The organism is Rhizobium sp. BK176, assembly GCF_024808055.1.
In genome coordinates this window covers 38,896-60,904 of record NZ_JANUBV010000022.1, presented here as the reverse complement: position 1 = coordinate 60,904, position 22,009 = coordinate 38,896, and the positions used below count along the sequence as shown (strand labels likewise).

The following is a 22,009-nucleotide window of genomic DNA, read 5'->3' as shown; positions in this document are numbered from 1 at the left end:
ACGAGCGAACCGAGCGAACTTTGCCTGAGACCTGTTAGGCACAGGATGCCCTGCGCCCCAGCGGCCGGAAAACAGCCCCGAACCGATCGGCAGCAAGGCATTCTGCCTATTGATTGACCAGATAGTGGCCAAATCATGCAATAAGCGGTTCTAGACCTGCATCTATTGCATAGGTGCTCTGAAATCTTGTCTCTGGCGAAGTTTCGCACTGCAACATATATTTCAGTTCATCAAATAGAGGTCAGCGCCGATCGGCGGCAGCTGGCAAATCGCAAGCCCTAGGAAAGGGGACCAAAATGAACTTCACACGCTCTTTCAACAACTGGCGCAAGTATCGTCAGACCGTTACCGAACTCGGCCGCATGACCAACCGCGAATTGCACGATCTCGGCATCGATCGCTCCGACATCCAGCGCGTTGCTCGCGAGGCTTCTGCCCGCTAATACAAACGATCCGCTATCCTCCCAAGCAGATCGCTTACCCAAGACGCCCGCTGCCAATGGCAACGGGCGTTTTCTTTTGTCTGGCTACCGGCTTCCGCAATGGTTGTGGCCGGAATCGGGCTCTCAAGGGGCGGCGCCCAGATAGTAACCCTGCATCCGAAATGAGCATCGCATGCACAATTGCATAGCAGATGCCTTTTCTTTGCACTGCACAATATGACAGAGAACATCTATATGAGTGATCAACGATCAGGCGGCGATGGCGCCGCTCTCGACGGTCACTTTGAGGAAGATGAACATGAACCCGATCCGCATTGCAAAGAGCTGGATTAGCTACCGCCGCACGCTCAGCGAGCTTGGCAGCCTCTCCAACCAGACGCTCGCCGACATTGGCGTTAGCCGCTACGACATCCGCAACATCGCTTCCCGCTCGTTCCGCTAATAGCGGCGAGCGCTAAGCTTCCAAGACGGCGCTACGGCGCCGTTTTTGATTCTGGGGCCTTATTGCCCAATACAGACGCCAACCATTCGGTTGGACCCGGATCTCCGAGATCAAAGCGCAACATGCGAAATGAACATTCTGCCAGCCTGTTGATACGCGCGATATCGGTCGTCCTTTAGGGTGGACTAATATTAACCATTGTGAAAGTATCCGGCCGTTGCATAACGGAGACATGCGGAATGTGCCGATATAATCTTCGGATGGAGGACGGCCTTTGGACAGTCGTCGACGCCACGACACAGCGCCCGGCTGAACTGAACGGCGTTCCGATGGCTAGGATGACGTGGCGCGAAGCATGCGACATGGTCGATCTGCTGAATAATCTCGACCGAATAAGCTTCATGTCCAAACGCTACGAAACATCGGCCAGAGCAACGGCTTGAACTTCTGGATGTGCATCACCGCTGGCGTCCAACCCCACGTCAGCATTCCGCTCCCCGCTCAGAGGCCGAGTGCTTTTATCTTCTGAGCCACAAAATCTACGAATGCACGCGTCTTCGCCGAGACATGTCTCCCCTCCACATGAACGACGTGAATTGGCAAAGGCTCTTCCTCGTACTCCTCGATCACTGTTTTCAACCGACCGGCCGCAAGGTGTTCCGCCACCTGATAGGACAGGGTCCGTGAGAGCCCCCACCCGGTCACCGCGGCTTCGATCGATGCACCGACAGTGTTGCAATACATGCGTGGGTGAAGCTTCACGGGCGCGTGGCCCGGCGCAAAGTGCCATTCCAGCGGCGCCGACGACCCGGTATTGACGATCGTGACGTGCCGGGCAAGGTCCGCCGGCGTCGTCGGTTCGCCGTGGCGCTCGAAATAGCCGGGCGCGCCGCATACGACGCGGCGGACACTACCGACCCTGACTGCTTGCTGATCCGAGTCTTGCAGGTGTCCGATGCGGACGGCAACGTCGATGCCCTCCTCCACGAGATTGACCATCCTGTCGAAGAAGAGTGCACGCCCTGTCACGGCCGGGTGCAGACTGAGAAACTCCGTCATGATCGGGATGACATAGATCTGACCGAACAGAACCGGCGCCGTGATCGTCAGGATCCCCGATGCCGTTGCATGAGATCCGCCCGCCGAGGCTTCCGCCTCGTCAATGTCCCCGAGGATCCGCCGACAGTCATCGGCATAGCGGCTGCCGGACGGCGTCAGCTTTACGGAGCGTGTCGAGCGCACGAAGAGCCGCGCCCCGGTGGCCTCCTCGAGAGAGGCGACTGCGCGCGTGACCGCCGGGGCACTCATATGGAGCTGGCGAGCTGCCTGCGCAAAGCTCGCCGTTTCGGCGACTTTGACGAAAACTCTCATGCATTGAAGTCGATCCATCACCCACCGTTATTCCGCCAAATGAAATAGTTTCTTGTGTGTTATCGTAATTCAACACTGAGCAAGGAACAATTACTATCCGGCCTATTGCAACGTGGAGATCAGACTGATGAAGCTCTATTCGCATCCCCTTTCGGGCCATTCCCATCGCGCTCACCTCTTCCTGTCGCTTATCGGCATCGACGCCGAGGTCGTGCAAGTTGACCTTGCTGCCAGGGAGCACAAGAGCGCCAAGTTCCTGGCGCTCAATCCGTTCGGCCAGTTGCCGGTGCTCGAAGATGGCGATGTCGTTATCAGCGACTCCAATGCTATCCTCGTCTACCTCGCCAAGAAGTACGCGCCCGAAGGGTGGCTTCCGGGGGAGCCTGCAGCCGCGGCGGCGATCCAGCGGTGGCTTTCGGTTGCCGCCGGCGAGATTGCCTATGGCCCTTGTGCGGCAAGGCTCGTGACGTTGTTCGGCGCGACATTCGATAGCGGCGAAGTGATCGCGCGGGCTCATCGCATTCTGCAGTTGATCGATGACCGGCTGGTCGATCGTGAATGGATCGCCGCAAGCCGACCAACCATCGCCGATGTCGCCCTTTACAGCTATATCGCCCGCGCACCGGAAGGGAATGTCGATCGATCGGCGTATCGCAACGTGACGGCATGGCTCGAGCGGATCGAGGGCCTGCCCGGCTTTGAGCCATTCCAGAAATCGCCCGTCGGCATAGTCGAAGCGGCTTGAGGCACACCAGCCGAGAAAGGAGGCAGCCATGTCTGTCGAAATACGCGGCGCCAAGCCTTCTCCCTGGCATGCCGGGGAGGTCGCGCTTCAGGACAAGGTCGGCGTCGCCAAGCGAATGGACGAAGTGGGCCGTCGCGTGCTGCGAGATTACCTGATCGATCAGCACCGCGAATTCTATCCGCAGCTACCCTTCATCGCCCTCGGAAGCGTGGACACGGAAGGCAACCCCTGGGCGACGTTGCGCGCCAATCGGCCGGGATTCCTGCACAGCCCCGACATTCATACCCTGAGTGTCGGTCTTCAGCGCATGCCTTTCGACCCGGCCGATGAAGGGATGGAGGACGGCAACGCGGTCGCCATGCTCGGTATCGAGCTCCATACGCGCCGCCGAAACCGTCTGAACGGAACGATCCACCGTACCGGACCCAACCGCTTCGATGTGCGCGTCGGACAATCCTACGGCAACTGCCCGCAATATATACAGCTGCGCGACTTCGAGTTCGTGCGGGATCCGTTGCAGCCGGCCGAGCCACCCCCAGTCCGTTTCGACAGTCTCGGCGGCCGTCCAGCAGAGATGATTGCGAAGGCGGATACGTTTTTTGTTGCATCCTATGTCGATCGCGATGGCGAGCGGCAGATCGACATCTCGCATCGCGGCGGCAGGCCGGGGTTCGTGAGAATCGGCGAGGACGGCATTCTGACAATCCCCGACTTTGCCGGCAATCTCTTCTTCAACACGCTCGGCAACATCGTTGCCAATCCGCGGGCCGGGCTCGTCTTCGCGGATTTTGAGAGCGGCGATCTACTCCAACTCTCGGGTGAAGCTTGGGTCATACTGGAGTCACCTGAAATCGCGGCTTTCCAGGGAGCCGAACGGCTATGGTGTTTTCGTCCGAGTCAGATCGTCCACAGAGCGGGCGCGCTGCCGCTCCGCTGGCGTTCGCGTGCTGATGGCCAGTCACCCAATTCCCTGATGACCGGAAGCTGGAATGATGCCGCCGCTCGACTTCGCGCGACGGCCCTTGCCAAGGGCTGGCGGCCGTTCCGCGTTGCCCGCGTCGTTCGGGAAAGCGCAAGCGTGCGCTCATTCTATCTTGAGCCTACAGATGCGGGCGGGATCGTTCCCCATATCGCTGGGCAGCATTTGCCCATTCGCGTCAACATAGCGGGAGCTGGCTCGCCGCTGGTTCGTACTTACACGATATCCTCTGCTCCCTCCGACAGCGTGTATCGCATCAGCGTCAAGCGAGAGGGGCTAGTTTCGACGCATCTCCACGACGTTATCCGAGAAGGCGACATCATCGATGTCCGCGCGCCCGCCGGCGCGTTCACGATCGACGCCGCGGAGAGACGCCCAGCCGTCCTGTTGGCGGCGGGCATTGGCATCACACCGCTGCTCGCGATGCTTCGGCACATCGTCTACGAAGGATTGCGTACGCGGCGGATACGGCCGACCTGGCTGATCTATTCGGCTCACAACAAACAGGATCGCGCCTTTGATGCCGAGCTTCATGCCCTCGCCGCCGCGGCCGGTGGCGTCGTCAAGCTGGTCCGGCTACTCAGTGATGCGAGTGATACGGTCGGCGGCGAAGACTACGAACAGCAGGGGCGCGTTGACATGACGCTGCTGACCAGCGTGTTGCCGTTCAACGATTATGACTTCTATCTTTGCGGTCCAACAGGTTTCATGCAGTCAGTCTATGATGGCCTGCGCGGATTGAATGTTGCCGATGGACGAATCCATGCGGAAGCGTTTGGCCCCGCATCGCTCCAGCGGTCGGGGGACGAGACCACGAGGTGGTCCGCACGCACCGCCGAGGAACCGCAGCCGGTCTATTTCATGCACTCCGGAAAGGAAGCGCGCTGGGAGCCGGGATCGGGCACGTTACTGGAGCTTGCCGAAGCGCGCGGCTTGGCGCCCGAGTTCAGCTGTCGCCTCGGCAATTGCGGAAGCTGCAGGACGAAAATCCTGTCAGGTTCCGTCGCCTATATCAAGGAGCCGACCGCGGACGTCGCCGATGACGAAGCGCTGATCTGTTGCGCCGTGCCCGCGGCGAGCGACACAGGCGCCCGGCTGGAGTTGGATATATGAGGGCATCGAGCCCTCGCAATTCTTCGGTTTCCTGCGCCGGCCCAGCGTGGTAATCAGCCGCGCATGAACAAGACCTCTTCCCATTCTCCCATCCATGTGGTCGGCGGCGGGCTCGCCGGCTCAGAGGCGGCCTGGCAGATCGCAAATGCCGGCGTGCCTGTCATCCTGCACGAGATGCGCGGTGTGCGCGGCACCGACGCTCACAAGACCGACGGCCTGGCCGAGCTCGTCTGCTCCAATTCCTTCCGCTCGGACGACGCGACCAGCAATGCGGTCGGCGTCATCCATGCCGAGATGCGCATGGCGGGGTCGCTGATCATGGCATGCGCCGACAAGCACCAGGTTCCCGCCGGTGGCGCACTGGCCGTCGACCGCGATGGTTTCTCGGACGCCGTTACCAAAGCGATCCAGGACCACCCATTGATAACGGTCGTTCGTGAAGAAGTGACCGGCTTGCCGCCGAAGGAATGGGATCTTGCGATCGTTGCGACCGGTCCTCTGACGGCCCCTGCCCTCGCAAACGCCATCCAGGCCGAGACGGGTGCCAACGCGCTCGCCTTCTTCGATGCGATCGCGCCGATCGTTCATCGCGACAGCATCGACATGGATATCTGCTGGTACCAGTCGCGCTACGACAAGGTCGGCCCCGGAGGCACCGGCAAGGACTATATCAACTGCCCGATGACCGAAGAGCAATACAATGCTTTCGTCGACGCCCTGATTGCCGGTGACACTGTCGGCTTCAAGGAATGGGAAGGCACGCCCTATTTCGATGGCTGCCTTCCGATCGAGGTGATGGCCGAGCGTGGCCGCGAGACGCTTCGCCACGGCCCCATGAAGCCGATGGGCCTGACCAATGCTCACAACCCGACCGTCAAGGCCTATGCGGTCGTACAACTGCGGCAGGACAACGCGCTCGGCACGCTCTACAACATGGTCGGATTCCAGACGAAGCTGAAATACGGCGCCCAGGCTGATATCTTTCGGATGATCCCGGGACTGCAGAATGCGGAATTTGCCCGCCTCGGCGGCCTCCATCGGAATACCTACATTAATTCGCCGACACTGCTCGACCCGTCGCTCACTCTCAAGTCGCGCCGAGGACTGCGCTTCGCCGGTCAGATCACCGGATGCGAAGGCTATGTCGAAAGCGCAAGCGTCGGGTTGATGGCCGGCCGGTTCGCCGCAGCCGAGCGCAAGGGAGAGGACGTTTCACTGCCGCCCGCAACGACAGCGCTCGGCTCGCTGCTCGGCCACATCACCGGTGGCCACATCGTCAACGACGAGGAGCCTGGCAAGCGATCGTTCCAGCCGATGAACATCAATTTCGGCCTCTTTCCCGAACTCGAGCCCGGTTCGATCGTAAAACCCGAAGGCGTCAAGCGTTTCCGCGGCAAGGACAAGACCATCATGAAGCGCCAGTTGATCGCTAGGCGCGCGCTTGGCGATTGTGCGAGCTGGTTGGGCCTCGACGTCAAACTCGCGGAGAGTGCCTGATCGGCGCTGGGCAGCAGCATTCTCAAGGTTATCGTCTTTCGACGAGCCGGGCGATTTGTCTTGATGGCCAATACGTTCCACGGCGTTCCTGACCAAACGAGACTTTCACATTCCGTTAGGGCAGTTCTGAGACGAGGCGAGTTGTTCTGCATCGCCAGCTAGCATCCGGTGCAGCGGGAGGAAACGGTTGTCCCTGGCAGCCCACGCGGACCGCGAACCGAAATGCGCATGTCAGCCGATTCTGTCCGCGCGGTCGTTGAGGCGGCCGGCTTTCGCACGTGGAGGATCTCTCACCAGACCACTACGCGGCGATCCTCCACCTAGCGTGATGACGGAACGGTTGTCCTGCAGGCCTGAACCGGTGGACAGGGAACGGATCCGTATGAGCAAAAGACGCAGCAATCGCCTTGCTTCGGCGTGAGCGTTGTTCCGCAGCTTCGACAATCATAGCGACAGACGCACGCGTCAACCGGCATAGTCTCCAGCGCCCGGTGGCCGCAGATGGGACATGTCAGAATTGACCGCGGTTCCATCGTATCCCTCTTCACGCTGCCCTCAATGCGCGATTGGTCCGTCGGCCTTCTTCCAGGCGTCAATGCCGCCTTGAATATGAAAGGCCAGCGGAAGGCCGGCATCATGGGCTGCCTGCACTGCCATTGCCGATCGTTCACCAAAGGCACAATAGAAGAGCAGCCTCTTGCGGGTTGACGTTGCCAGTTCATGGAGCGTCCCACCGGCACCTATGCTTTCCTCGAGCGAAGGATAGGGAACGTGCAACGACCCGGGAATCGTGCCGTTTCGCTGTCGCTCGGCATTCTCGCGCAGATCGATCAGCGCGACATCTCCGAGACCGACGACGCCCCGCGCTTGCTGCGCCGTCAGCGCCCAGCCGTGGCGCATGACGTTGTCCTGGTTCATTCCGACCTTTATGTTGGCCGGGACAGCGACATCCATCATCTTCGGGTTTGCAAGCTTCAGATTGTTCATCAGCTCGGCATATTCTTCGGCTGACTTCACCTGCAGGCGGGGGTTGAATGCCCTTTCCTCGCCGATGGTGGAGACTGTATCTCCCTTGTAGTCATGCGCCGGGAAAACCAAGGTCGATTCGGGAAGCTTCAGAAGCCGCCCGAAGATCGACTCGTACTGAGCCCTGGGATCGCCATTCTGGAAATCAGTCCTGCCGGTACCGCGGATCAGCAGCGTGTCGCCGGTGAATACGCGGTCAGGCAGGACGAAACTGTAGGAATCGTCCGTATGGCCCGGCGTATAGATCACATCGAGGGAGAGCCCTTCGATCGTCAGCGTGTCATTGTCGGAGAGACGCATCGAGACGACATCGGCCTTTGTCTGCTCTCCCATCACGGTGATGCAATGGGTCTTGTCGCGCAGCGCGCCAAGACCGGTGATGTGGTCGGCATGGAGATGGGTATCCACGGCCTTGACCAGCTTTAGATCAAGCTCGTGGATGAGCTGGAGGTAGCGCTCGACCCTTTCCAGCACTGGATCGATGATCAGTGCCTCGCCCCCCTTCCGACTTGCCAGCAAATAGGAATAGGTGCTCGATACCGGATCGAACAGCTGCCGGAAGATCATCCCCACCTCCTTCGTGGCGACATGGTTTGCGAGCGACTATCCGTGCGGCTGCGGCACGATCCTGATATAGGGTTTTGGGGCCCGCCAACCCTGCGGATACTGCTTCTTCGCGTCCTCGTCGGAAACAGAACCGGCAATGATCACGTCCTCCCCGTTCTTCCAGTTCACCGGCGTGGCGACCTTGTGCTTTGCAGTGAGTTGCAAGGAATCGATGACCCGCAGCACCTCATCAAAATTGCGACCGGTTGTCATGGGATAGACCATAACGAGCTTGATCTTCTTGTCAGGGCCGATCACGAAAATATTGCGTACGGTCTGGTTATCGGCCGGCGTGCGCTCTGTTGGATCACCGGATACCAGCGCAGGCAGCATGTTGTAGCGCTTCGACACCGTGTAATCGACGTCGGCGATCATCGGATAGTTGGGACGATAACCCTGCGTTTCCTCGATATCCTTCATCCAACTGGCATGGCGCTCAAGCGGATCGACGGATAGGCCGATGATCTTCACGCCGCGCCTGTCGAATTCAGGCTTGATCCGGGCCATATAGCCGAGTTCGGTCGTGCATACGGGCGTAAAGTCCTTCGGATGCGAAAACAGCACCGCCCAGGAATTGCCCATCCATTCGTGAAAACTGATCTTGCCTTCGGTTGTCTGGGCTTCGAAATCCGGAGCGGTATCATTGATTGCAAGCATCACGCACCTCCCATAGCGCTTTTGAATACAAACTCAAACTTTACCGGATGAGCCTAAATCTTGCGCCTATTTCAGGCCGTAGGCAACGGCAAAACGGCCGCAGCAACGCCTCGCGCGAGGCGCCGCAGCATCCACGGAAATAGCAGCGCCAGCTTCCTTAGTGGCGGTCTGCGATTGTGGAGTTATGGGGCGGCAGGGCCTTGTCCGGCTCCGCCACATAGTTGCCAAGGAGCCAGAGAGAGACCTCCGACGCTTCCCTGGCGGACGCGAATTCGAACGTACCGCTCTGATGCGGCGCGTCAAGGAACTCAATGCTGAGACCTCTGCCGGTTTCCGAGCTTAGAACGCGCACCCTGCCCGGTTCAATGACGTGGCATGAATAGTGCCTCTGCATGCTGCGCATGTAGCCAGCCTTGTTGTCATGCAGGCGCACGAACACTGCCTGCCCGTTGGCGGTCGCCTGCAGCTGGCGGATTGCTTCATTCGGGAAAGCGCGGTTGAATTCGATGATGGCGAGCCCGGTATCGTGAAGGCCATCTTCCTTGTTCTGCGCGGCCATCCGCGTCGAGATGAAGGCGATGAAGATGACGATCGCGAAAATAACGGCCCAGACGATTATGCTCACGTCCCTCTCCGATCAAAAACGGCAATGGCGTCGTTATAACACACGAGCCTTGCGCGAGTTTAAACAGGATCAGATTTTCTTGCGCATCATCGCAAGCAGCATGCGTGTCTGGCGCCGCAACTGCGACTGTTGAAGCTGACGTTCGAACAGTCCTGCGCCGGCCTTCTGAGCTGTGATGAGGACCGGCTCTGCCAGAGCAGCTGGCAGGAAGGCCGGAAACACGTTCGGAGCTATTGCGACGCTTCTCGCCTTCGCGAGATGGTCGCGGCCGAGCCCCGCAAAGGCTTCGATCGCTGCGGAGATCCGTGCCCTATCTTCACCGGCGAGAAATGTTTCGCGGTCAAGTCCTGTCGCTGACAGGATTTCAAGCGGAACGTAGAGTTGCCCGCGGTGGCGATGCAACGGCATCAGAAGCAGAAGACCGGCGATCGCTTGGGCAACGCCTGCGTGTCCGGCGGCTTCTGCGGAAGCGGCAGCCTCGGTCGGTGCAAGTACCAAGCTAGCCAGTTGAATGAGAGCCGATGCCGTTTCGCCGGCATATCCCTCGAGCGAGACGCGCGTCTCCATCGGATCGTCGTAGAGATCGAAGATACGAGCATCGACCATGTTCACGAGCGTCTGTTTCGGCAGGCGGTGGTCATCCACGGCAGTCAATAGGGCTGAGGCAATCGGATTTGCCTGGGTGGACCCGTGGGCGTTGCCTTCCAACAGGTCCCGCCAGTACTGCATGCGCACTTCACCGGGAAGCGGCTCGTGCACCAGATCGCGAATACGCGCAAGCTCGGCATTGAAGGCGTAGAGCGCTGCGAGAGCGCCGCGCTTCTCCTGCGGCGACAGCAGGCAGGCAAGGTAGCGGTCGCGGTCATTGTCGCGGAGCGTCGCCAGGCAAAGATCCTGGTTCGTCAAAGACTGATCGGCCATTGTCAGACCGCTATCAATGCCGCGGCAACCGCGCGGGATTCCATCAGCATGATGTTGAAGGTCCGAACTGCGGCACCGGTATTCATGGGATCCGATGAAATACCCGCGGCCTTCAACGCCGCCTTCAGATCGGCCGGAATCGGGCGCATATCATCTCCGGTGCCGATCAACAGTACCTCGATCTCGGCAGCCTCGTCGATCACCTTTTGAAAATTCTCGATCGACAGTGGCTTCGACGCATCCATGTCCCAGCCATAAATGCCGGATGGCAGGCACAGGATGGACCCGCGGTGGGACATATCGGCGAAACGGAAGCCGCCATTGCCGTAAGTGTCGATGGGCGCACGTCCTGGAAAATGCGCCTCGCGGATTTCTATGCCTCTTGCCATATTCTCACACTGCCGGATTGCCGGGGTTTGTCTCCGGCTCGGCCACTTTCTCATGTTGGTCGCTATCGATCGCGTCCGGGCGGAGCTTGAACGCGATCAGCACGGGCGCGGCTATGTAAATGGAGGAAAAGGTGCCGATGGCAACGCCGAATAGCATTACAAAGGCGAAGGGGCGGATCACCTCACCGCCGAAAAGGCAGAGCGCTAGCAGCGCGAGCAATGTTGTCGCCGCCGTCAGAACCGTGCGCGACAGGGTCTGATTGATGGAAGCGTCAATCAGGATCGGCATGGGCATCTTGCGATAGCGTTTCAGGTTCTCGCGCATTCGGTCGTAGACCACGACCGTATCGTTGAGCGAATAGCCAACGATCGTCAGGATAGCCGCAACGCTTGTCAGATTGAATTCCATACCGGTCAACACGAAGAGGCCAAGCGTCAGGATGATATCGTGGAGCGTCGCGATGATCGCACCGACCGCGAACTGCCATTCGAAGCGGAGCCAGATGTAAAACAAAATGACGGCAAGCGAACCAAGGAGGCCGAATGTCGCGGCCCTGGTCAGCTCTCCGGACACGGCAGGGCCGACGACCTCGACCCGACGGATTTCGTAGTCGTCCGCCAACTCATCGCGTAGCAACGTCATCGCCGACTGTTCGGCATTCTCGCCACCGCCCTGCGACTGAATACGAACCAGCGCTGTCGATGCGTCGGATAGGCGGCGTGCCTCGATGTCCCCAATGTTCAGGTCACCGAGACGGGCGCGAATATCATCCGGATCGGCATTTCCTTGCTTCGCCTTGACCTCCACCAACGACCCGCCGGCAAAATCCACCCCAAGATTTGCGCCAAGCGTTGCAAAGCCGATCATGGCCAGGATCGAAAGTGCCGCCGACACCGTGAACGTGTAGCGCCGTATGCCCATGAACCGGATCTTGGCATGATCGAAGATGCCCGTCTGCACATCCCTGGGCAGGTGCCTCGGATGCTTGCGGTGAAGCCAGGTAACGACGATCCAGCGCGTCAGCGTGAAGGTGGTAAAGACAGTCGTCAGAATCCCCGCCGCGAGCGTTACCGCAAAACCGCGAACGGTATCGCTGCCGAGGTAGTAGAGAATGACTGCCGCAATGACGATCGTGACATTGGCGTCAAGGATCGTCAGGAATGCACGCGAAAACCCGTTATCGATCGCGTCCGCGAAGGAATGGCCTGCTTTCGCCTCTTCCCTGATGCGCTCGTAGACGAGCACATTGGCATCGACCGCCATGCCTATGATCAAGACAATGCCTGCGAGGCCGGGCAGCGTCAGTGTTGCGCCGATCACGCTTAACACGGCGAGAATCAGGAGGAGATTCAGGACCAGCGAAATACCGGCGATGATGCCCAGCTTGCGATAGAAGGCAAACATCAAACCGGTAACAAGGATTGCGGCGACAAAGCCAGCCACCAGACCGGCGCGCTTCGATTCCGCGCCGAGGGCCGGGCTGACGGTGCGCTCTTCCACGGTCGTCAATGTCGCCGGCAGGGCGCCACTTCGCAACATCAGCGCAAGATCGCGAGCTCCATCCTCGCTGAAACTGACAGGAACCCGTCCGGTCCCATCCAGGATTGGTGCATTGATCAGCGGCGCCGCCATGACCTGATCATCGAAGAGTATGGCAAGGTGCCGGCCAATGTTCTGGCGCGTCTTCTGTGCGAGCTGCTCGGTCCCTTCAGCATCCAGCTTGTAGGTGATCGCGACCGCATCCGCTTGCGCATCGGCAACCGCTTGGACATCCGCCAGATTCTTGCCCGTGACGAAATCCGTTCGATCGACGAGGTACGGAACGGGCGGATCGTCAAGCGAGTAGAGCACCTCCGATGTCGCCGGCCAGCGACCGGCAAGAGCTTGCTGCCCGGACATAGTTTCATCGATCAGCCGAACTGAAAGCTGGGCAGGCTCATTCAAAATGTTCTTCAGCCGCTCCACGTCGATGGAGCCGAGGGCCTTGACGTCGATACGGTCGTTACCATCGGCGCGAACGGAAAAATCCGTTATCCCAAGGCCGGCGATGCGCCGCTCTACGACCGCCAGGGACTGCGCCTGAGCGGCTACGGTGCCCTCGTCGATGTTGTTGTCGGAAATTCGCAACGAAAGTTGTCCGTCGTTGCCCTTCTGCAGGGATACATTCTGGACAGAGCCTCCGAACCAGCCACTTTTTGTCGCCACTGTCAGCGGGTCTAACGCGTGGACGGCAGCATCCACTTGGCTCACATCGGTAATCTTGACGGTGATATCCTGGTCTGTGCCAGTCAGGCCGGTGTAGCGAATGTTGGCTTCGCGCAACTTGCCGCGAACATCCGCTACCGTGCGCTCCAGCCGATCCTTCACGATATCGGCGCGTTCAATCTGGAGAAGCAGATGGGAGCCGCCCTGGACATCAGGGCCGAGGACAACGCGGCTACCGGCCAGCCATGCAGGCAGCGTAGAGCGCTGCGCGTTCGATAACAGATTTGGGGCCGCGATTACCGCGGCCACCGCTACCAGAACCAGGATCAGAACGGCCTTCAGGCGGGAAAAACGATGCATTTTCTCTCGACTATTTCCGACCCGGCCCAATCCGGTTCACAGCTGGATTTGCAATATTATGCAGCGTCCGCCTTGACCGGCTCGCCCTTTACGCGAACTTCCGTAATGCCGGTGCGGACGACGCGAACGCGAACGCCGTCCGCAATTTCCACTTCGAGCTCCTTGTCGTCAACAACCTTGGTAACCTTGCCAACGAGACCGCCACCGGTGACAACCTGATCGCCGCGACGGATCGCCTTCAGCGTTTCTTCACGCTTCTTGGCCTGCGCGCGCTGCGGACGGATCAGCAGGAAGTACCAGACGACCATCAGCGGCACGAAAAGGATGATCATTTCAAGGCCAGAGCCGAACGGCGACGCCGCGGTGTCGGTGGCAGCCTGGGCAAATGCCGGGGTGATGAACATGCTAAACTCCTCAAAACTTTCCGGTGGCGGAACTCCGCCTTTTCTCGGGTGGCCGGACTATAATTATGGTCTTTGCGAATGCAACAGAAAGAGCCGGAAACCGTACCGATTCCGCTGCCTCATAACCTTTCCGCTCTCAAAAGGCCATGCTACGCCGCAGGCAAAAGACACAGCACGCTGGTCGCAACCAGAATTCAGGAGGAAGGCCCATGGCCGAAGACGTCAACAACGCCATTCTGGCAGAGCTGCGCCGGCTGGCGGACGCCATCGACCGGTTGGCTGGTCCGGCGCCGGCGATCAACGACTGGAGCGCGGCAGACTGCTTCGTCTGGTCCCCTGCCCGCCAGCACCTCCAACCGATTGCTCGCCCGAATCGCGTGGCCCTGAAGCTGATCCGCGGCGTCGACCGCGTGCGGGACATCCTGCACGAGAATACGGTGCGCTTTGCCGAAGGCTATGCGGCAAACAATGTTCTCCTTTGGGGTGCGCGCGGTATGGGCAAGTCCTCGCTCGTCAAGGCTGTTCACGAAGACGTGCGACGCGAGAGTGGAGTATCGCTGAAGCTGGTGGAAGTGCATCGCGAAGACATTGCGAGCCTCCCCACACTGCTCGATCTTCTCAAGGACACGCCGCACCGTGTCATCGTCTTCTGCGACGATCTCTCGTTCGATCACGATGATACGGCATACAAATCGCTCAAGGCAGCCCTTGACGGCGGCGTGGAAGGTCGACCGGACAACGTCCTCTTCTATGCGACCTCGAACCGCCGCCACCTGCTCCCGCGTCACATGATGGAGAACGAGCAGTCAACGGCGATCAATCCCTCCGAAGCGGTTGAGGAAAAGGTTTCGCTATCGGACCGGTTTGGCCTTTGGCTTGGCTTCCACAAATGCAGCCAGGACGACTATCTGACGATGATCGACGGCTATGCTGACCATTTCAAGCTGCCGGTCGATCGCGAGAAAATGCATGCGGAGGCGCTGGAATGGGCGACGACCCGTGGTGCGCGTTCCGGCCGCGTCGCCTGGCAGTACATTCAGGATCTCGCCGGCCGGATGCGTATCGCGCTCGACCGCGCCCAATGACAAAAGCCCGGCTTTGAGGCCGGGCTTTTGAGCACCCTCGGACGCAATACCTATTCGAGGAAAGTAATCGGGTTGACCGGAGTCGCATCCTTGCGGACTTCGAAGTGGACCTGCGGCTGCTTGACGCTGCCGCTCATCCCGGAGACGGCAACCGTCTGGCCGCGCTGGATCTTCTGGCCGCGGGTGACGCTCAGGGTATCGGCATTGCCGTAGACAGTGACCGTCCCGTCGTCGTGGCGGACGAGAACCGTGTTGCCGAGTTCCTTCAGGCCGTTGCCTGCATAGATCACCACGCCGTTTTCGGCGGCCTTGATCGGCGTACCCTGCGGCACGGAAATGTCGATACCATCGTTGCGGCTGCCGTTGACGTTGGCGCCGTAGGCCGCAATGACGGCTCCACGGACCGGCCAGCGATATTTGCCGATGCCGGTTGCCTCAGGTGCTGCGGACGCCACTTCCTTCTTGGCCGCCTCGTCCACCGTCTCGGTGGCAACAGGAGCCTTGTAGGTTGCCGGCTGTGCAGCCGCAGTCGACGTTGCGGAGGCGGGCTCCGCGACCGGCTTCGGCTCTGCCTTCGCCGGAATGGAAGCCGTCTTCATGCCATCCCGCGAAGCGCCCGGCAGATTGAGCTCCTGGCCGATGCGGATCGAACCGGCCGACAGATTATTGGCAGCCTTCAGATCGTCGATGCTGGTGCCCGTCGCCTTGGCGATCTTGGCAAGCGAGTCGCCCGGCTTGACGACGTAAGTGCCGCCGGCGCCCTTCGGCCCTTTGCCTGCACCGGCCGAAAGCTTGCCGGACGAATCCGCATTTGCGATCGACTTGTCGCGGGCGGAGTTCGCGCCCGGCACGACCGCAACGTTCTGTTCCTGCTGTTTACCAGGCTGCGGCAGGTGGCCACCCTTGGAGAGATCTGCCGTCTGGGCAGATGCCTTGGCGGCATTGCCACCGTTGAGGGTCGGGATCAGGATGATCTGACCGGGCTTGGCGGCAGCGGCAGTCTTGAAGCCGTTGACCCTGAGGATTTCCTTTTCCGGCACACCATAGCGATTGGCGAGCGTCGTAATGCTTTCACCCGGGCGAAGGGTAACGGACGGCGCGTTGTTTGCTGACCAGCCGGAAACCTTGGGTGTCGTGCCGGTAACGATCGAGTCGGTTGCCGCCTTTGGCGGAACGAGAATTGGCGCCGACTTCTTCGGAGCCGCGGCAGCGGGAAACGGTTGAGCGAGTGCGACCTGCTTTTCCCTGGACGGCGCGGCCGGCGCTACTGCGGACGGCGCAGCAAGCTCCGAACGCTGAACTGAGACGGGTGCAGAGGCCATCCGGGCGCTGGAGGCGCCGTAAGCTGGCTGGGCCGGATAAGGCTGGTTCATCGCTTGGTTGTTCGCAGCATAGCCACCCTGGGCAAGATCTGCCTGTGGAACAGGATCGGCTTGTAGGCCACTCATGTTTCTGCGCGGAATGGAATTGGTCGTCATCTGATCCTGACCGGACGACGAGAAAAGACCACCGAAACGTGTCACATCGGAACTGCAACCCGCTACTGTACTCGCCAGCAAAGCCGCTATCAGGACATTACCGGCAGACTTGCCTACTCTTGGCGAAAGACTGAAACGCATGACTCGACCCACTGATGAACGCAACCATTTGTGGGTTTATTAAAGCGCGTTAGTATTACCACGCGGTTAAGGTGCCGAAATTCGCGAGATTTTTTTGAGAGATTGCTAACCATAGCAACACCAACAGGCGGATCGCCTCAAAGTTGCGAAGCCAGCCGCGGCACGATCGGGAGATAAGGCGTGTCGAACAGTTCTTCGCGCTCGAAGCGGCTGCCCGTTTTTGTAAGCCGCACCAGGCGACACTCATTCTCGGAAATCATCAAAGGGGCGATCATCGAACCGCCGGAAACAAGCTGGTCGGTGTAGAACCGCGGCATCGCGTTGAACGCAGCGGTGACCAGAATCCGGTCGAACGTCCCCTCACCTTGCAGGCCAGCGCTGCCATCGGCCTGGCGAATAATGACATTCCGGAGCCCAAGCGAATCGAGACGGCGCTGCGCGTTTGTCGTCAACGTCTTGTAGCGGTCGATCGTCAGCACGCGTTCGGCCATGCGCGCCATGACGGCGGACATGAAGCCGCTGCCCGTGCCGACCTCTAGGACACGTTGCCCCGGCTTGATTTTCAAGTGATGCAGAACCCTGACCGCGAAATCCACGCCTTCAATAAAGGAGCCGCATTCGATCGGTATCGTGCGGCTGGAATAGGCCTGCTCGGCAAACTGGGGCGGCACGAACAATGACCGCGGCGTCTGCTCCACCGCCGTCAGCAGGTCCAGATCGGATACACCCTCGGCTCGCAGCCTCAACACAAGCGCCGCAAAGCCTTCCTTCTCCACCAACCGTGCAGTCAAAGCGATCTACTCCGTACCCGAAAGCGCCCGCGCCACGCGGTCCTGTACGGAATAATCAGTCAAATCCAGTTTCAAAGGAGTTACCGAAATCTTGCGATGCTTCAAAGCGTGAATATCCGTGCCTGCGGTGAAGGCGCCGGCACGCTCGCCGAACCTGAGCCAGTAGTATGGAAAGCCGCGTCCATCCGCCCGTTCATCGACCTGCAAATTGAAGGCGAGCTTACCTTGTGCCGTCACTTCGACACCCTCGACTTCCTCGAGCCTGCAATTCGGAAAGTTCAGGTTCAGGAACGTCCCAACGGGCAATTCGAGCGTCATCAGTTTATCGAGGAGCACCGGGGCGTGTGCCTCACAGACCTCCCAGGGGACTGTCCTTGCGCCGTCTTGGTGCAGGTAGGCCTGGCTCAATGCAACAGAGCGGACACCCTGCAGCGTGCCTTCAATGGCGCCGGCGACGGTGCCCGAATAGGTGATATCGTCGGCGACGTTCGAGCCAGAATTGACGCCTGAAAGCACCAGATCCGGCTTAATGTCCATGACTTGCTTGATGCCCATGATGACGCAATCGGTAGGCGTTCCGCGCAGCGCGAAATGCCTGTCGGAAATCTTGCGAAGCCGCAACGGCTCGGAAAGGCTCAGCGAATGAGCGAGGCCGCTCTGATCCGTCTCCGGCGCGACAATCCAGACGTCGTCGGAGAGTGTCCGTGCAATCCGCTCCAGCGCCGCGAGGCCTTCTGCGTGAATGCCGTCGTCGTTGGTGAGCAGAATGCGCATTGGTTCAAGCCGCCCGTTCGATCTTCTTCAAGCCGCCCATGTATGGCAGCAGCGCATCTGGAATCGTCACGGAACCATCCTCATTCAGATAGTTCTCCAGAACCGCAATCAAGCAGCGACCGACGGCCGTACCGGAGCCATTCAGCGTGTGAACGAACTTCGTCGCCTTGTCTTCCTTGCCGCGATAGCGCGCATTCATACGACGCGCCTGGAAATCGCCGCAGACCGAGCAGGACGAGATTTCGCGATAGGTATTCTGCCCGGGCAGCCAGACCTCGAGGTCGTAGGTCTTGCGCGCACCAAAGCCCATATCGCCGGTGCAGAGCGTCATCGTACGGAAATGCAGGCCGAGACGCTTCAAGACCTCTTCGGCACAAGCCGTCATGCGCTCGTGTTCGGCAAGCGAGCTTTCAGCATCGGTAATCGAGACGAGTTCGCACTTCCAGAACTGATGCTGGCGCAGCATGCCACGCGTATCGCGGCCGGCCGAGCCCGCTTCCGAACGGAAAGACGGTGTCAGCGCGGTGAAACGGAGCGGCAGCTTTTCCTGATCGAGGATTTCGCCAGAGACAAGATTGGTGAGCGTCACCTCGGCGGTCGGGATCAGCCAGCGGCCATCCGTCGTCTTGAACAGGTCTTCCGCAAACTTCGGCAACTGCCCGGTACCGAACATGGCATCGTCGCGGACCATCAGCGGAGAGCTGACTTCAGTATAGCCGTGCTCGCCGGTATGCAGGTCGATCATGAACTGACCGAGCGCACGTTCTAGCCGAGCGAGCGGACCAGTGAGCACGGTGAAGCGCGATCCCGACAGCTTGGCAGCCCGCTCGAAATCCATGTAGCCGAGCGCTTCGCCGATCTCGAAGTGTTCCTTCGGCGTGTGATTCCAGCGCGGCTTCTCTCCGACGATCCGGGCAACGACATTGTCGTGCTCGTCGTTGCCGACCGGTACGTCGTCATGCGGGACGTTCGGAATGCGCGACAGCGCGTCATTCAGTTCGTCGGTCGCCTGTCGCTCGTCCTCTTCGGCGTTCGGCAGCAGCACCTTCAGGTCGGCCACTTCAGCCTTGAGTTTTTCGGCAAGCTCACTGTTCTTCTGTGCCATCGCAGCGCCGATCTCCTTGGAGGCGGCATTGCGGCGGGACAGCATGTCCTGGACCTTCTGAATGGACGAGCGGCGTTTTTCATCGACCGCGATCAGGCTTTCAGACAAAGGCTCGGCACCACGCTTGGCAAGTGCCGCATCGAGCGCTTCGGGATTCTCACGGATCCATTTGATATCGAGCATCGTCGTTCCAGGTCGTTGTAAAAAAGATAACCCGGCCAACGCCCGGCTGGGCCTCGACCGGATGCTTGGAAGCGCTCATTGAGGGAGATCGTCAGACGTTGTCCGTCTTGGCAACGTCCGTGGTTCCCTCAGCCTCTTCGACCGCCTCGCGGGCACGCTGGCGCTCCACGAGTCGCGCCGCGTAGATGGAAATCTCGTAGAGAAGGATGGTCGGCAGCGCAAGGCCGATCTGGGACATCGGATCAGGCGGCGTCAGCACCGCTGCAACGATAAAGGCAAGCACGATCGCAAACTTGCGCTTCTCGGCAAGCCATTGGGACGTCAACAGGCCAACGCGGGCGAGTAGCGTGGTGATCACTGGAAGCTGGAAAACGAGGCCAAACGAAAACACCAGCGTCATGATCAGGCTGAGATATTCGGAGACCTTGGGAAGCAGGGAGATCGCAACATCGCCCTCACCCGGCGCCTGCTGCATGGTCAGGAAGAACCACATGACCATCGGCGTGAAGAAGAAGTAGACGAGCGAAGCGCCCATCAGAAACAGGATCGGCGACGCGACCAAAAACGGCAGGAAGGCGGCGCGCTCGTTCTTGTAGAGGCCGGGCGCCACGAACTTGTAGATCTGAGCCGCGATAATCGGAAACGCGATGACTAGGCCGCCGAACATGGCGACCTTCACCTGCGTGAAGAAGAACTCTTGCGGCGCGGTGTAAATGAGCTGCGCCTTGGACACATCCAGCTTCGCCCAGGTCACGGCCCATTTGTATGGGTAGACCAGGACATTGAAGAGGTGCTTGGCGAATATGAAGCAGGCGATGAACGCAACGAAAAACGCACCGATCGACCACATCAGCCGCGTACGCAGCTCCATCAAGTGTTCGATCAATGGCTGCGGCTTATCTTCGATTTCACCGCTCATGCGTCGTCCTTCTTCTTCTTTGCTGCCGTCTTCTTCGGAGCGGCTGTGGCGGCAACCGCCGCTGTCTTCTTGACGGTCGCAGGCTTCGTCGAAGCCCGCTTGGGCTTCTCGATTGGAGCGGCAACCGTCGCAGGTTCTGCCTTAGCACGCGGCTTGCGAACTGCTTTCGGCTTCTCTTGGACAGTCGCCGTTACCGGGCTTGTTGCCGCCACGACCGGCTCCGAGACTGCGGCCGGCGGCGGCGCTACCACCGGCGGCGTCTCCGGCAGGCTCATCGACGGCTCAGGCACCGACACGGCAGCAGCCGGAACCTCGGTCTTTTTCTCCACCGTCGTCGCCTTTTGCAGGTCGGCCTTGATCTCGTTGCCCATCTGCCGAAGCGGATTCATGGCATCGCGCAAACTGTTGACGGGGTTCAACTTCTGCGCATCAGCGAGCGTCTGGCGCACATCGTCCAGATCGGCTTCACGGAGCGCCTCGTCGAACTGCGCGCGAAACTCGCCTGCGACCTTGCGCGCACGCTGGGTCATCTTGCCGAACGCACGCAGCATCGGCGGCAAGTCCTTCGGACCAACCACCACGATCAGTACGACCGCGATGACAAGCAGCTCGGTCCAACCAATATCGAACATTCAAGGCTCCTGGACGGGAAACGTGGGGGCTACGTTTGCCCGGAGGTGATTACTTGGTTTCGTCGGCCTTGTGATCGACGGTCTTGCCAGCCGTGGTCTCGGGCGTGCTGTCTTCGTCGTTCATGCCCTTCTTGAAGCTCTTGATGCCCTTGGCAACATCGCCCATCAGTTCCGGAATCTTGCCGCGACCGAACAACAACAGCACGATGGCTAAAACGATCAGCCAGTGCCACATGCTAAAAGAACCCATTACGCTAACTCCCTTTTGCGATGTTCCTTGATGTAAGAGTTTCCTACACCAATTCCAACATCAAAGTTCCCTGTAGATTGTCGCTTAATGTCACGGTATCGCCGTCTGTGACAAGAGAATACACATTCGAAAAACCGTGATCGGCGTTGTTTTCGAAATGCGTGACGGAACAAAGGTCAATCCGCCTAGTCTTCGGAGGCGCCACCAGGCGCAAGCAGACCGAGTTCTTCAAGATCGAGTTGCGTTATCGGATCTTCGTCCTCGGTCAACTCGTCGTTCATCGCAGGCGATGGTACATTGAAATTGGCCGGTATGCGACCGGAGAGCAATCCCGCGCCCTTCAATTCTTCAAGGCCAGGCAAATCACGGATCTCCTCCAGGCCGAAATGGTCAAGGAAATCGCGCGTCGTGCCTAACGTGACGGGGCGACCGGGCGTGCGCCTGCGACCGCGAAAGCGAACCCAGCCAGCCTCCATCAGCACATCAAGCGTGCCACGGGAGGTCTGCACCCCTCTGATGTCTTCGATCTCAGCGCGAGTCACCGGCTGGTGATACGCGATGATCGCCAGCACTTCCAAGGCCGCTCGTGACAGCTTCTTTGCCTCGTTCTCGTCGCGCCTGATGACGAAGGAGAGATCTGCCGCCGTGCGAAAGGCCCAAGCGTCATCCACTTGGACCAGGTTTACACCGCGATGGGCGTACTGCTCCTTCAGGCGCAGCATGATCGCGCGGACATTCAGCGCACGCGGCAAGCGGTCCGCGATGAAGCCTTCGGAGACGGGCTGCGCGGACGCGAAGACCAGTGCTTCGGCAATGCGCTCCGCCTCTGCCTCAGCATGGAGATCGTCCTCTGAATCTTCCGCCATC

At 59.8% G+C, this 22,009-nt stretch carries 24 protein-coding genes; 7 read left to right on the top strand and 17 right to left on the bottom strand.

From position 1 onward, the window contains the following. The first annotated feature begins 296 nt into the window (after nt 1–296). The 3 genes from FHT76_RS34850 to FHT76_RS34840 all read left to right on the top strand — a co-directional run bounded on the left by FHT76_RS34850 (nt 297) and on the right by FHT76_RS34840 (nt 1,328). Nucleotides 297–443, top strand: a complete 147-nt coding sequence (locus FHT76_RS34850; protein ID WP_016553779.1) for a DUF1127 domain-containing protein — start codon at nt 297–299, stop codon at nt 441–443. A gap of 298 nt (nt 444–741) precedes the next feature. Further along, the gene (locus FHT76_RS34845) at nt 742–885 is read left to right on the top strand and encodes a DUF1127 domain-containing protein (RefSeq protein ID WP_183757029.1); all 144 of its coding nucleotides are present in this window, start codon (nt 742–744) and stop codon (nt 883–885) included. A 239-nt stretch (nt 886–1,124) separates the two neighbouring features. Then, on the top strand, nt 1,125–1,328 hold the full coding sequence (locus FHT76_RS34840; RefSeq protein ID WP_183756975.1) for a hypothetical protein: 204 nt from the start codon (nt 1,125–1,127) through the stop codon (nt 1,326–1,328). 58 nt (nt 1,329–1,386) lie between these two features. Here the strand turns inward: FHT76_RS34840 and FHT76_RS34835 are convergent, their stop codons facing one another. Then, nucleotides 1,387–2,256 (bottom strand): LysR family transcriptional regulator, encoded by an 870-nt coding sequence (locus FHT76_RS34835; protein WP_183864152.1) that lies wholly within the window; start codon nt 2,254–2,256, stop codon nt 1,387–1,389. Nucleotides 2,257–2,383: 127 nt separating this feature from the next. Between FHT76_RS34835 and FHT76_RS34830 the strand changes: the two genes are divergently transcribed. The 3 genes from FHT76_RS34830 to trmFO all read left to right on the top strand — a co-directional run bounded on the left by FHT76_RS34830 (nt 2,384) and on the right by trmFO (nt 6,590). After that, entirely contained in the window at nt 2,384–3,001 is a 618-nt protein-coding gene (locus tag FHT76_RS34830) for a glutathione S-transferase family protein (protein ID WP_259186329.1), read from the top strand. 28 nt (nt 3,002–3,029) lie between these two features. Next, nucleotides 3,030–5,093, top strand: a complete 2,064-nt coding sequence (locus tag FHT76_RS34825) for a pyridoxamine 5'-phosphate oxidase family protein (RefSeq protein WP_183864150.1) — start codon at nt 3,030–3,032, stop codon at nt 5,091–5,093. A 63-nt stretch (nt 5,094–5,156) separates the two neighbouring features. Then, nucleotides 5,157–6,590 carry a methylenetetrahydrofolate--tRNA-(uracil(54)-C(5))-methyltransferase (FADH(2)-oxidizing) TrmFO gene (gene trmFO, locus FHT76_RS34820; RefSeq protein ID WP_183864149.1) on the top strand — a complete coding sequence of 478 codons (1,434 nt, stop codon included), beginning with the start codon at nt 5,157–5,159 and terminating at the stop codon, nt 6,588–6,590. Nucleotides 6,591–6,910: 320 nt separating this feature from the next. On the opposite strand, the gene FHT76_RS34815 is transcribed toward trmFO, so the two are convergent. From FHT76_RS34815 to yajC, 8 genes are all read right to left on the bottom strand, one after another. After that, nucleotides 6,911–7,123: a GDCCVxC domain-containing (seleno)protein gene (locus FHT76_RS34815; protein ID WP_246712711.1), complete on the bottom strand. Its 213-nt coding sequence runs from the start codon at nt 7,121–7,123 to the stop codon at nt 6,911–6,913. 22 nt (nt 7,124–7,145) lie between these two features. Continuing rightward, nucleotides 7,146–8,183, bottom strand: coding sequence for an MBL fold metallo-hydrolase (locus FHT76_RS34810; protein WP_183864148.1), 1,038 nt, complete (start codon nt 8,181–8,183; stop codon nt 7,146–7,148). A gap of 36 nt (nt 8,184–8,219) precedes the next feature. Next, nucleotides 8,220–8,879, bottom strand: a complete 660-nt coding sequence (locus FHT76_RS34805; protein WP_114712573.1) for a peroxiredoxin — start codon at nt 8,877–8,879, stop codon at nt 8,220–8,222. Between the two features lie 157 nt (nt 8,880–9,036). Continuing rightward, nucleotides 9,037–9,504, bottom strand: coding sequence for a hypothetical protein (locus tag FHT76_RS34800; protein WP_183864147.1), 468 nt, complete (start codon nt 9,502–9,504; stop codon nt 9,037–9,039). Between the two features lie 69 nt (nt 9,505–9,573). Then, nucleotides 9,574–10,425: a phytoene/squalene synthase family protein gene (locus tag FHT76_RS34795; RefSeq protein ID WP_183864146.1), complete on the bottom strand. Its 852-nt coding sequence runs from the start codon at nt 10,423–10,425 to the stop codon at nt 9,574–9,576. A 2-nt stretch (nt 10,426–10,427) separates the two neighbouring features. Next, complete coding sequence (locus FHT76_RS34790) at nt 10,428–10,814, bottom strand: Mth938-like domain-containing protein (RefSeq protein ID WP_183756983.1); 387 nt, start codon at nt 10,812–10,814, stop codon at nt 10,428–10,430. Between the two features lie 4 nt (nt 10,815–10,818). After that, nucleotides 10,819–13,380, bottom strand: coding sequence for a protein translocase subunit SecDF (gene secDF / locus FHT76_RS34785; protein ID WP_183864145.1), 2,562 nt, complete (start codon nt 13,378–13,380; stop codon nt 10,819–10,821). 56 nt (nt 13,381–13,436) lie between these two features. Further along, on the bottom strand, nt 13,437–13,784 hold the full coding sequence (yajC, locus tag FHT76_RS34780) for a preprotein translocase subunit YajC (protein ID WP_114712569.1): 348 nt from the start codon (nt 13,782–13,784) through the stop codon (nt 13,437–13,439). A gap of 209 nt (nt 13,785–13,993) precedes the next feature. On the opposite strand from yajC, the gene FHT76_RS34775 reads away from it, so the two are divergent. Continuing rightward, nucleotides 13,994–14,869 (top strand): ATP-binding protein, encoded by an 876-nt coding sequence (locus FHT76_RS34775; protein WP_183864144.1) that lies wholly within the window; start codon nt 13,994–13,996, stop codon nt 14,867–14,869. A gap of 50 nt (nt 14,870–14,919) precedes the next feature. On the opposite strand, the gene FHT76_RS34770 is transcribed toward FHT76_RS34775, so the two are convergent. The 8 genes from FHT76_RS34770 to scpB all read right to left on the bottom strand — a co-directional run bounded on the left by FHT76_RS34770 (nt 14,920) and on the right by scpB (nt 22,008). Further along, on the bottom strand, nt 14,920–16,488 hold the full coding sequence (locus FHT76_RS34770; RefSeq protein WP_259129662.1) for a peptidoglycan DD-metalloendopeptidase family protein: 1,569 nt from the start codon (nt 16,486–16,488) through the stop codon (nt 14,920–14,922). Between the two features lie 137 nt (nt 16,489–16,625). Next, complete coding sequence (locus FHT76_RS34765; protein ID WP_183864142.1) at nt 16,626–17,279, bottom strand: protein-L-isoaspartate(D-aspartate) O-methyltransferase; 654 nt, start codon at nt 17,277–17,279, stop codon at nt 16,626–16,628. A 6-nt stretch (nt 17,280–17,285) separates the two neighbouring features. Next, the gene (gene surE, locus FHT76_RS34760; RefSeq protein ID WP_183864141.1) at nt 17,286–18,053 is read right to left on the bottom strand and encodes a 5'/3'-nucleotidase SurE; all 768 of its coding nucleotides are present in this window, start codon (nt 18,051–18,053) and stop codon (nt 17,286–17,288) included. A gap of 4 nt (nt 18,054–18,057) precedes the next feature. Further along, nucleotides 18,058–19,341, bottom strand: a complete 1,284-nt coding sequence (gene serS / locus FHT76_RS34755) for a serine--tRNA ligase (RefSeq protein ID WP_183864140.1) — start codon at nt 19,339–19,341, stop codon at nt 18,058–18,060. 91 nt (nt 19,342–19,432) lie between these two features. Then, the gene (tatC, locus tag FHT76_RS34750; RefSeq protein ID WP_183864139.1) at nt 19,433–20,260 is read right to left on the bottom strand and encodes a twin-arginine translocase subunit TatC; all 828 of its coding nucleotides are present in this window, start codon (nt 20,258–20,260) and stop codon (nt 19,433–19,435) included. Then, complete coding sequence (gene tatB, locus FHT76_RS34745) at nt 20,257–20,892, bottom strand: Sec-independent protein translocase protein TatB (RefSeq protein WP_183864138.1); 636 nt, start codon at nt 20,890–20,892, stop codon at nt 20,257–20,259. Before tatB ends, tatC begins: the two co-directional genes overlap by 4 nt. Before the next feature lie 49 nt (nt 20,893–20,941). Further along, nucleotides 20,942–21,142, bottom strand: coding sequence for a twin-arginine translocase TatA/TatE family subunit (locus FHT76_RS34740; RefSeq protein WP_016553757.1), 201 nt, complete (start codon nt 21,140–21,142; stop codon nt 20,942–20,944). 185 nt (nt 21,143–21,327) lie between these two features. Continuing rightward, nucleotides 21,328–22,008 carry an SMC-Scp complex subunit ScpB gene (gene scpB / locus FHT76_RS34735; protein WP_183864221.1) on the bottom strand — a complete coding sequence of 227 codons (681 nt, stop codon included), beginning with the start codon at nt 22,006–22,008 and terminating at the stop codon, nt 21,328–21,330. Nucleotide 22,009 lies beyond the last annotated feature (1 nt).

Coding starts and splice junctions, on each gene's coding strand:
- FHT76_RS34805 (WP_114712573.1), bottom strand. CDS start 8,879: ATGCTTGCAATCAATGATACCGCTCCGGATTTCGAAGCCCAGACAACC.
- FHT76_RS34815 (WP_246712711.1), bottom strand. CDS start 7,123: ATGGAACCGCGGTCAATTCTGACATGTCCCATCTGCGGCCACCGGGCG.
- surE (WP_183864141.1), bottom strand. CDS start 18,053: ATGCGCATTCTGCTCACCAACGACGACGGCATTCACGCAGAAGGCCTC.
- FHT76_RS34810 (WP_183864148.1), bottom strand. CDS start 8,183: ATGATCTTCCGGCAGCTGTTCGATCCGGTATCGAGCACCTATTCCTAT.
- FHT76_RS34795 (WP_183864146.1), bottom strand. CDS start 10,425: ATGGCCGATCAGTCTTTGACGAACCAGGATCTTTGCCTGGCGACGCTC.
- serS (WP_183864140.1), bottom strand. CDS start 19,341: ATGCTCGATATCAAATGGATCCGTGAGAATCCCGAAGCGCTCGATGCG.
- FHT76_RS34830 (WP_259186329.1), top strand. CDS start 2,384: ATGAAGCTCTATTCGCATCCCCTTTCGGGCCATTCCCATCGCGCTCAC.
- FHT76_RS34775 (WP_183864144.1), top strand. CDS start 13,994: ATGGCCGAAGACGTCAACAACGCCATTCTGGCAGAGCTGCGCCGGCTG.
- FHT76_RS34840 (WP_183756975.1), top strand. CDS start 1,125: ATGTGCCGATATAATCTTCGGATGGAGGACGGCCTTTGGACAGTCGTC.
- tatC (WP_183864139.1), bottom strand. CDS start 20,260: ATGAGCGGTGAAATCGAAGATAAGCCGCAGCCATTGATCGAACACTTG.
- secDF (WP_183864145.1), bottom strand. CDS start 13,380: ATGCATCGTTTTTCCCGCCTGAAGGCCGTTCTGATCCTGGTTCTGGTA.
- FHT76_RS34825 (WP_183864150.1), top strand. CDS start 3,030: ATGTCTGTCGAAATACGCGGCGCCAAGCCTTCTCCCTGGCATGCCGGG.
- scpB (WP_183864221.1), bottom strand. CDS start 22,008: ATGGCGGAAGATTCAGAGGACGATCTCCATGCTGAGGCAGAGGCGGAG.
- trmFO (WP_183864149.1), top strand. CDS start 5,157: ATGAACAAGACCTCTTCCCATTCTCCCATCCATGTGGTCGGCGGCGGG.
- FHT76_RS34845 (WP_183757029.1), top strand. CDS start 742: ATGAACCCGATCCGCATTGCAAAGAGCTGGATTAGCTACCGCCGCACG.
- FHT76_RS34850 (WP_016553779.1), top strand. CDS start 297: ATGAACTTCACACGCTCTTTCAACAACTGGCGCAAGTATCGTCAGACC.
- FHT76_RS34835 (WP_183864152.1), bottom strand. CDS start 2,256: ATGAGAGTTTTCGTCAAAGTCGCCGAAACGGCGAGCTTTGCGCAGGCA.
- FHT76_RS34770 (WP_259129662.1), bottom strand. CDS start 16,488: ATGCGTTTCAGTCTTTCGCCAAGAGTAGGCAAGTCTGCCGGTAATGTC.
- FHT76_RS34740 (WP_016553757.1), bottom strand. CDS start 21,142: ATGGGTTCTTTTAGCATGTGGCACTGGCTGATCGTTTTAGCCATCGTG.
- tatB (WP_183864138.1), bottom strand. CDS start 20,892: ATGTTCGATATTGGTTGGACCGAGCTGCTTGTCATCGCGGTCGTACTG.
- yajC (WP_114712569.1), bottom strand. CDS start 13,784: ATGTTCATCACCCCGGCATTTGCCCAGGCTGCCACCGACACCGCGGCG.
- FHT76_RS34790 (WP_183756983.1), bottom strand. CDS start 10,814: ATGGCAAGAGGCATAGAAATCCGCGAGGCGCATTTTCCAGGACGTGCG.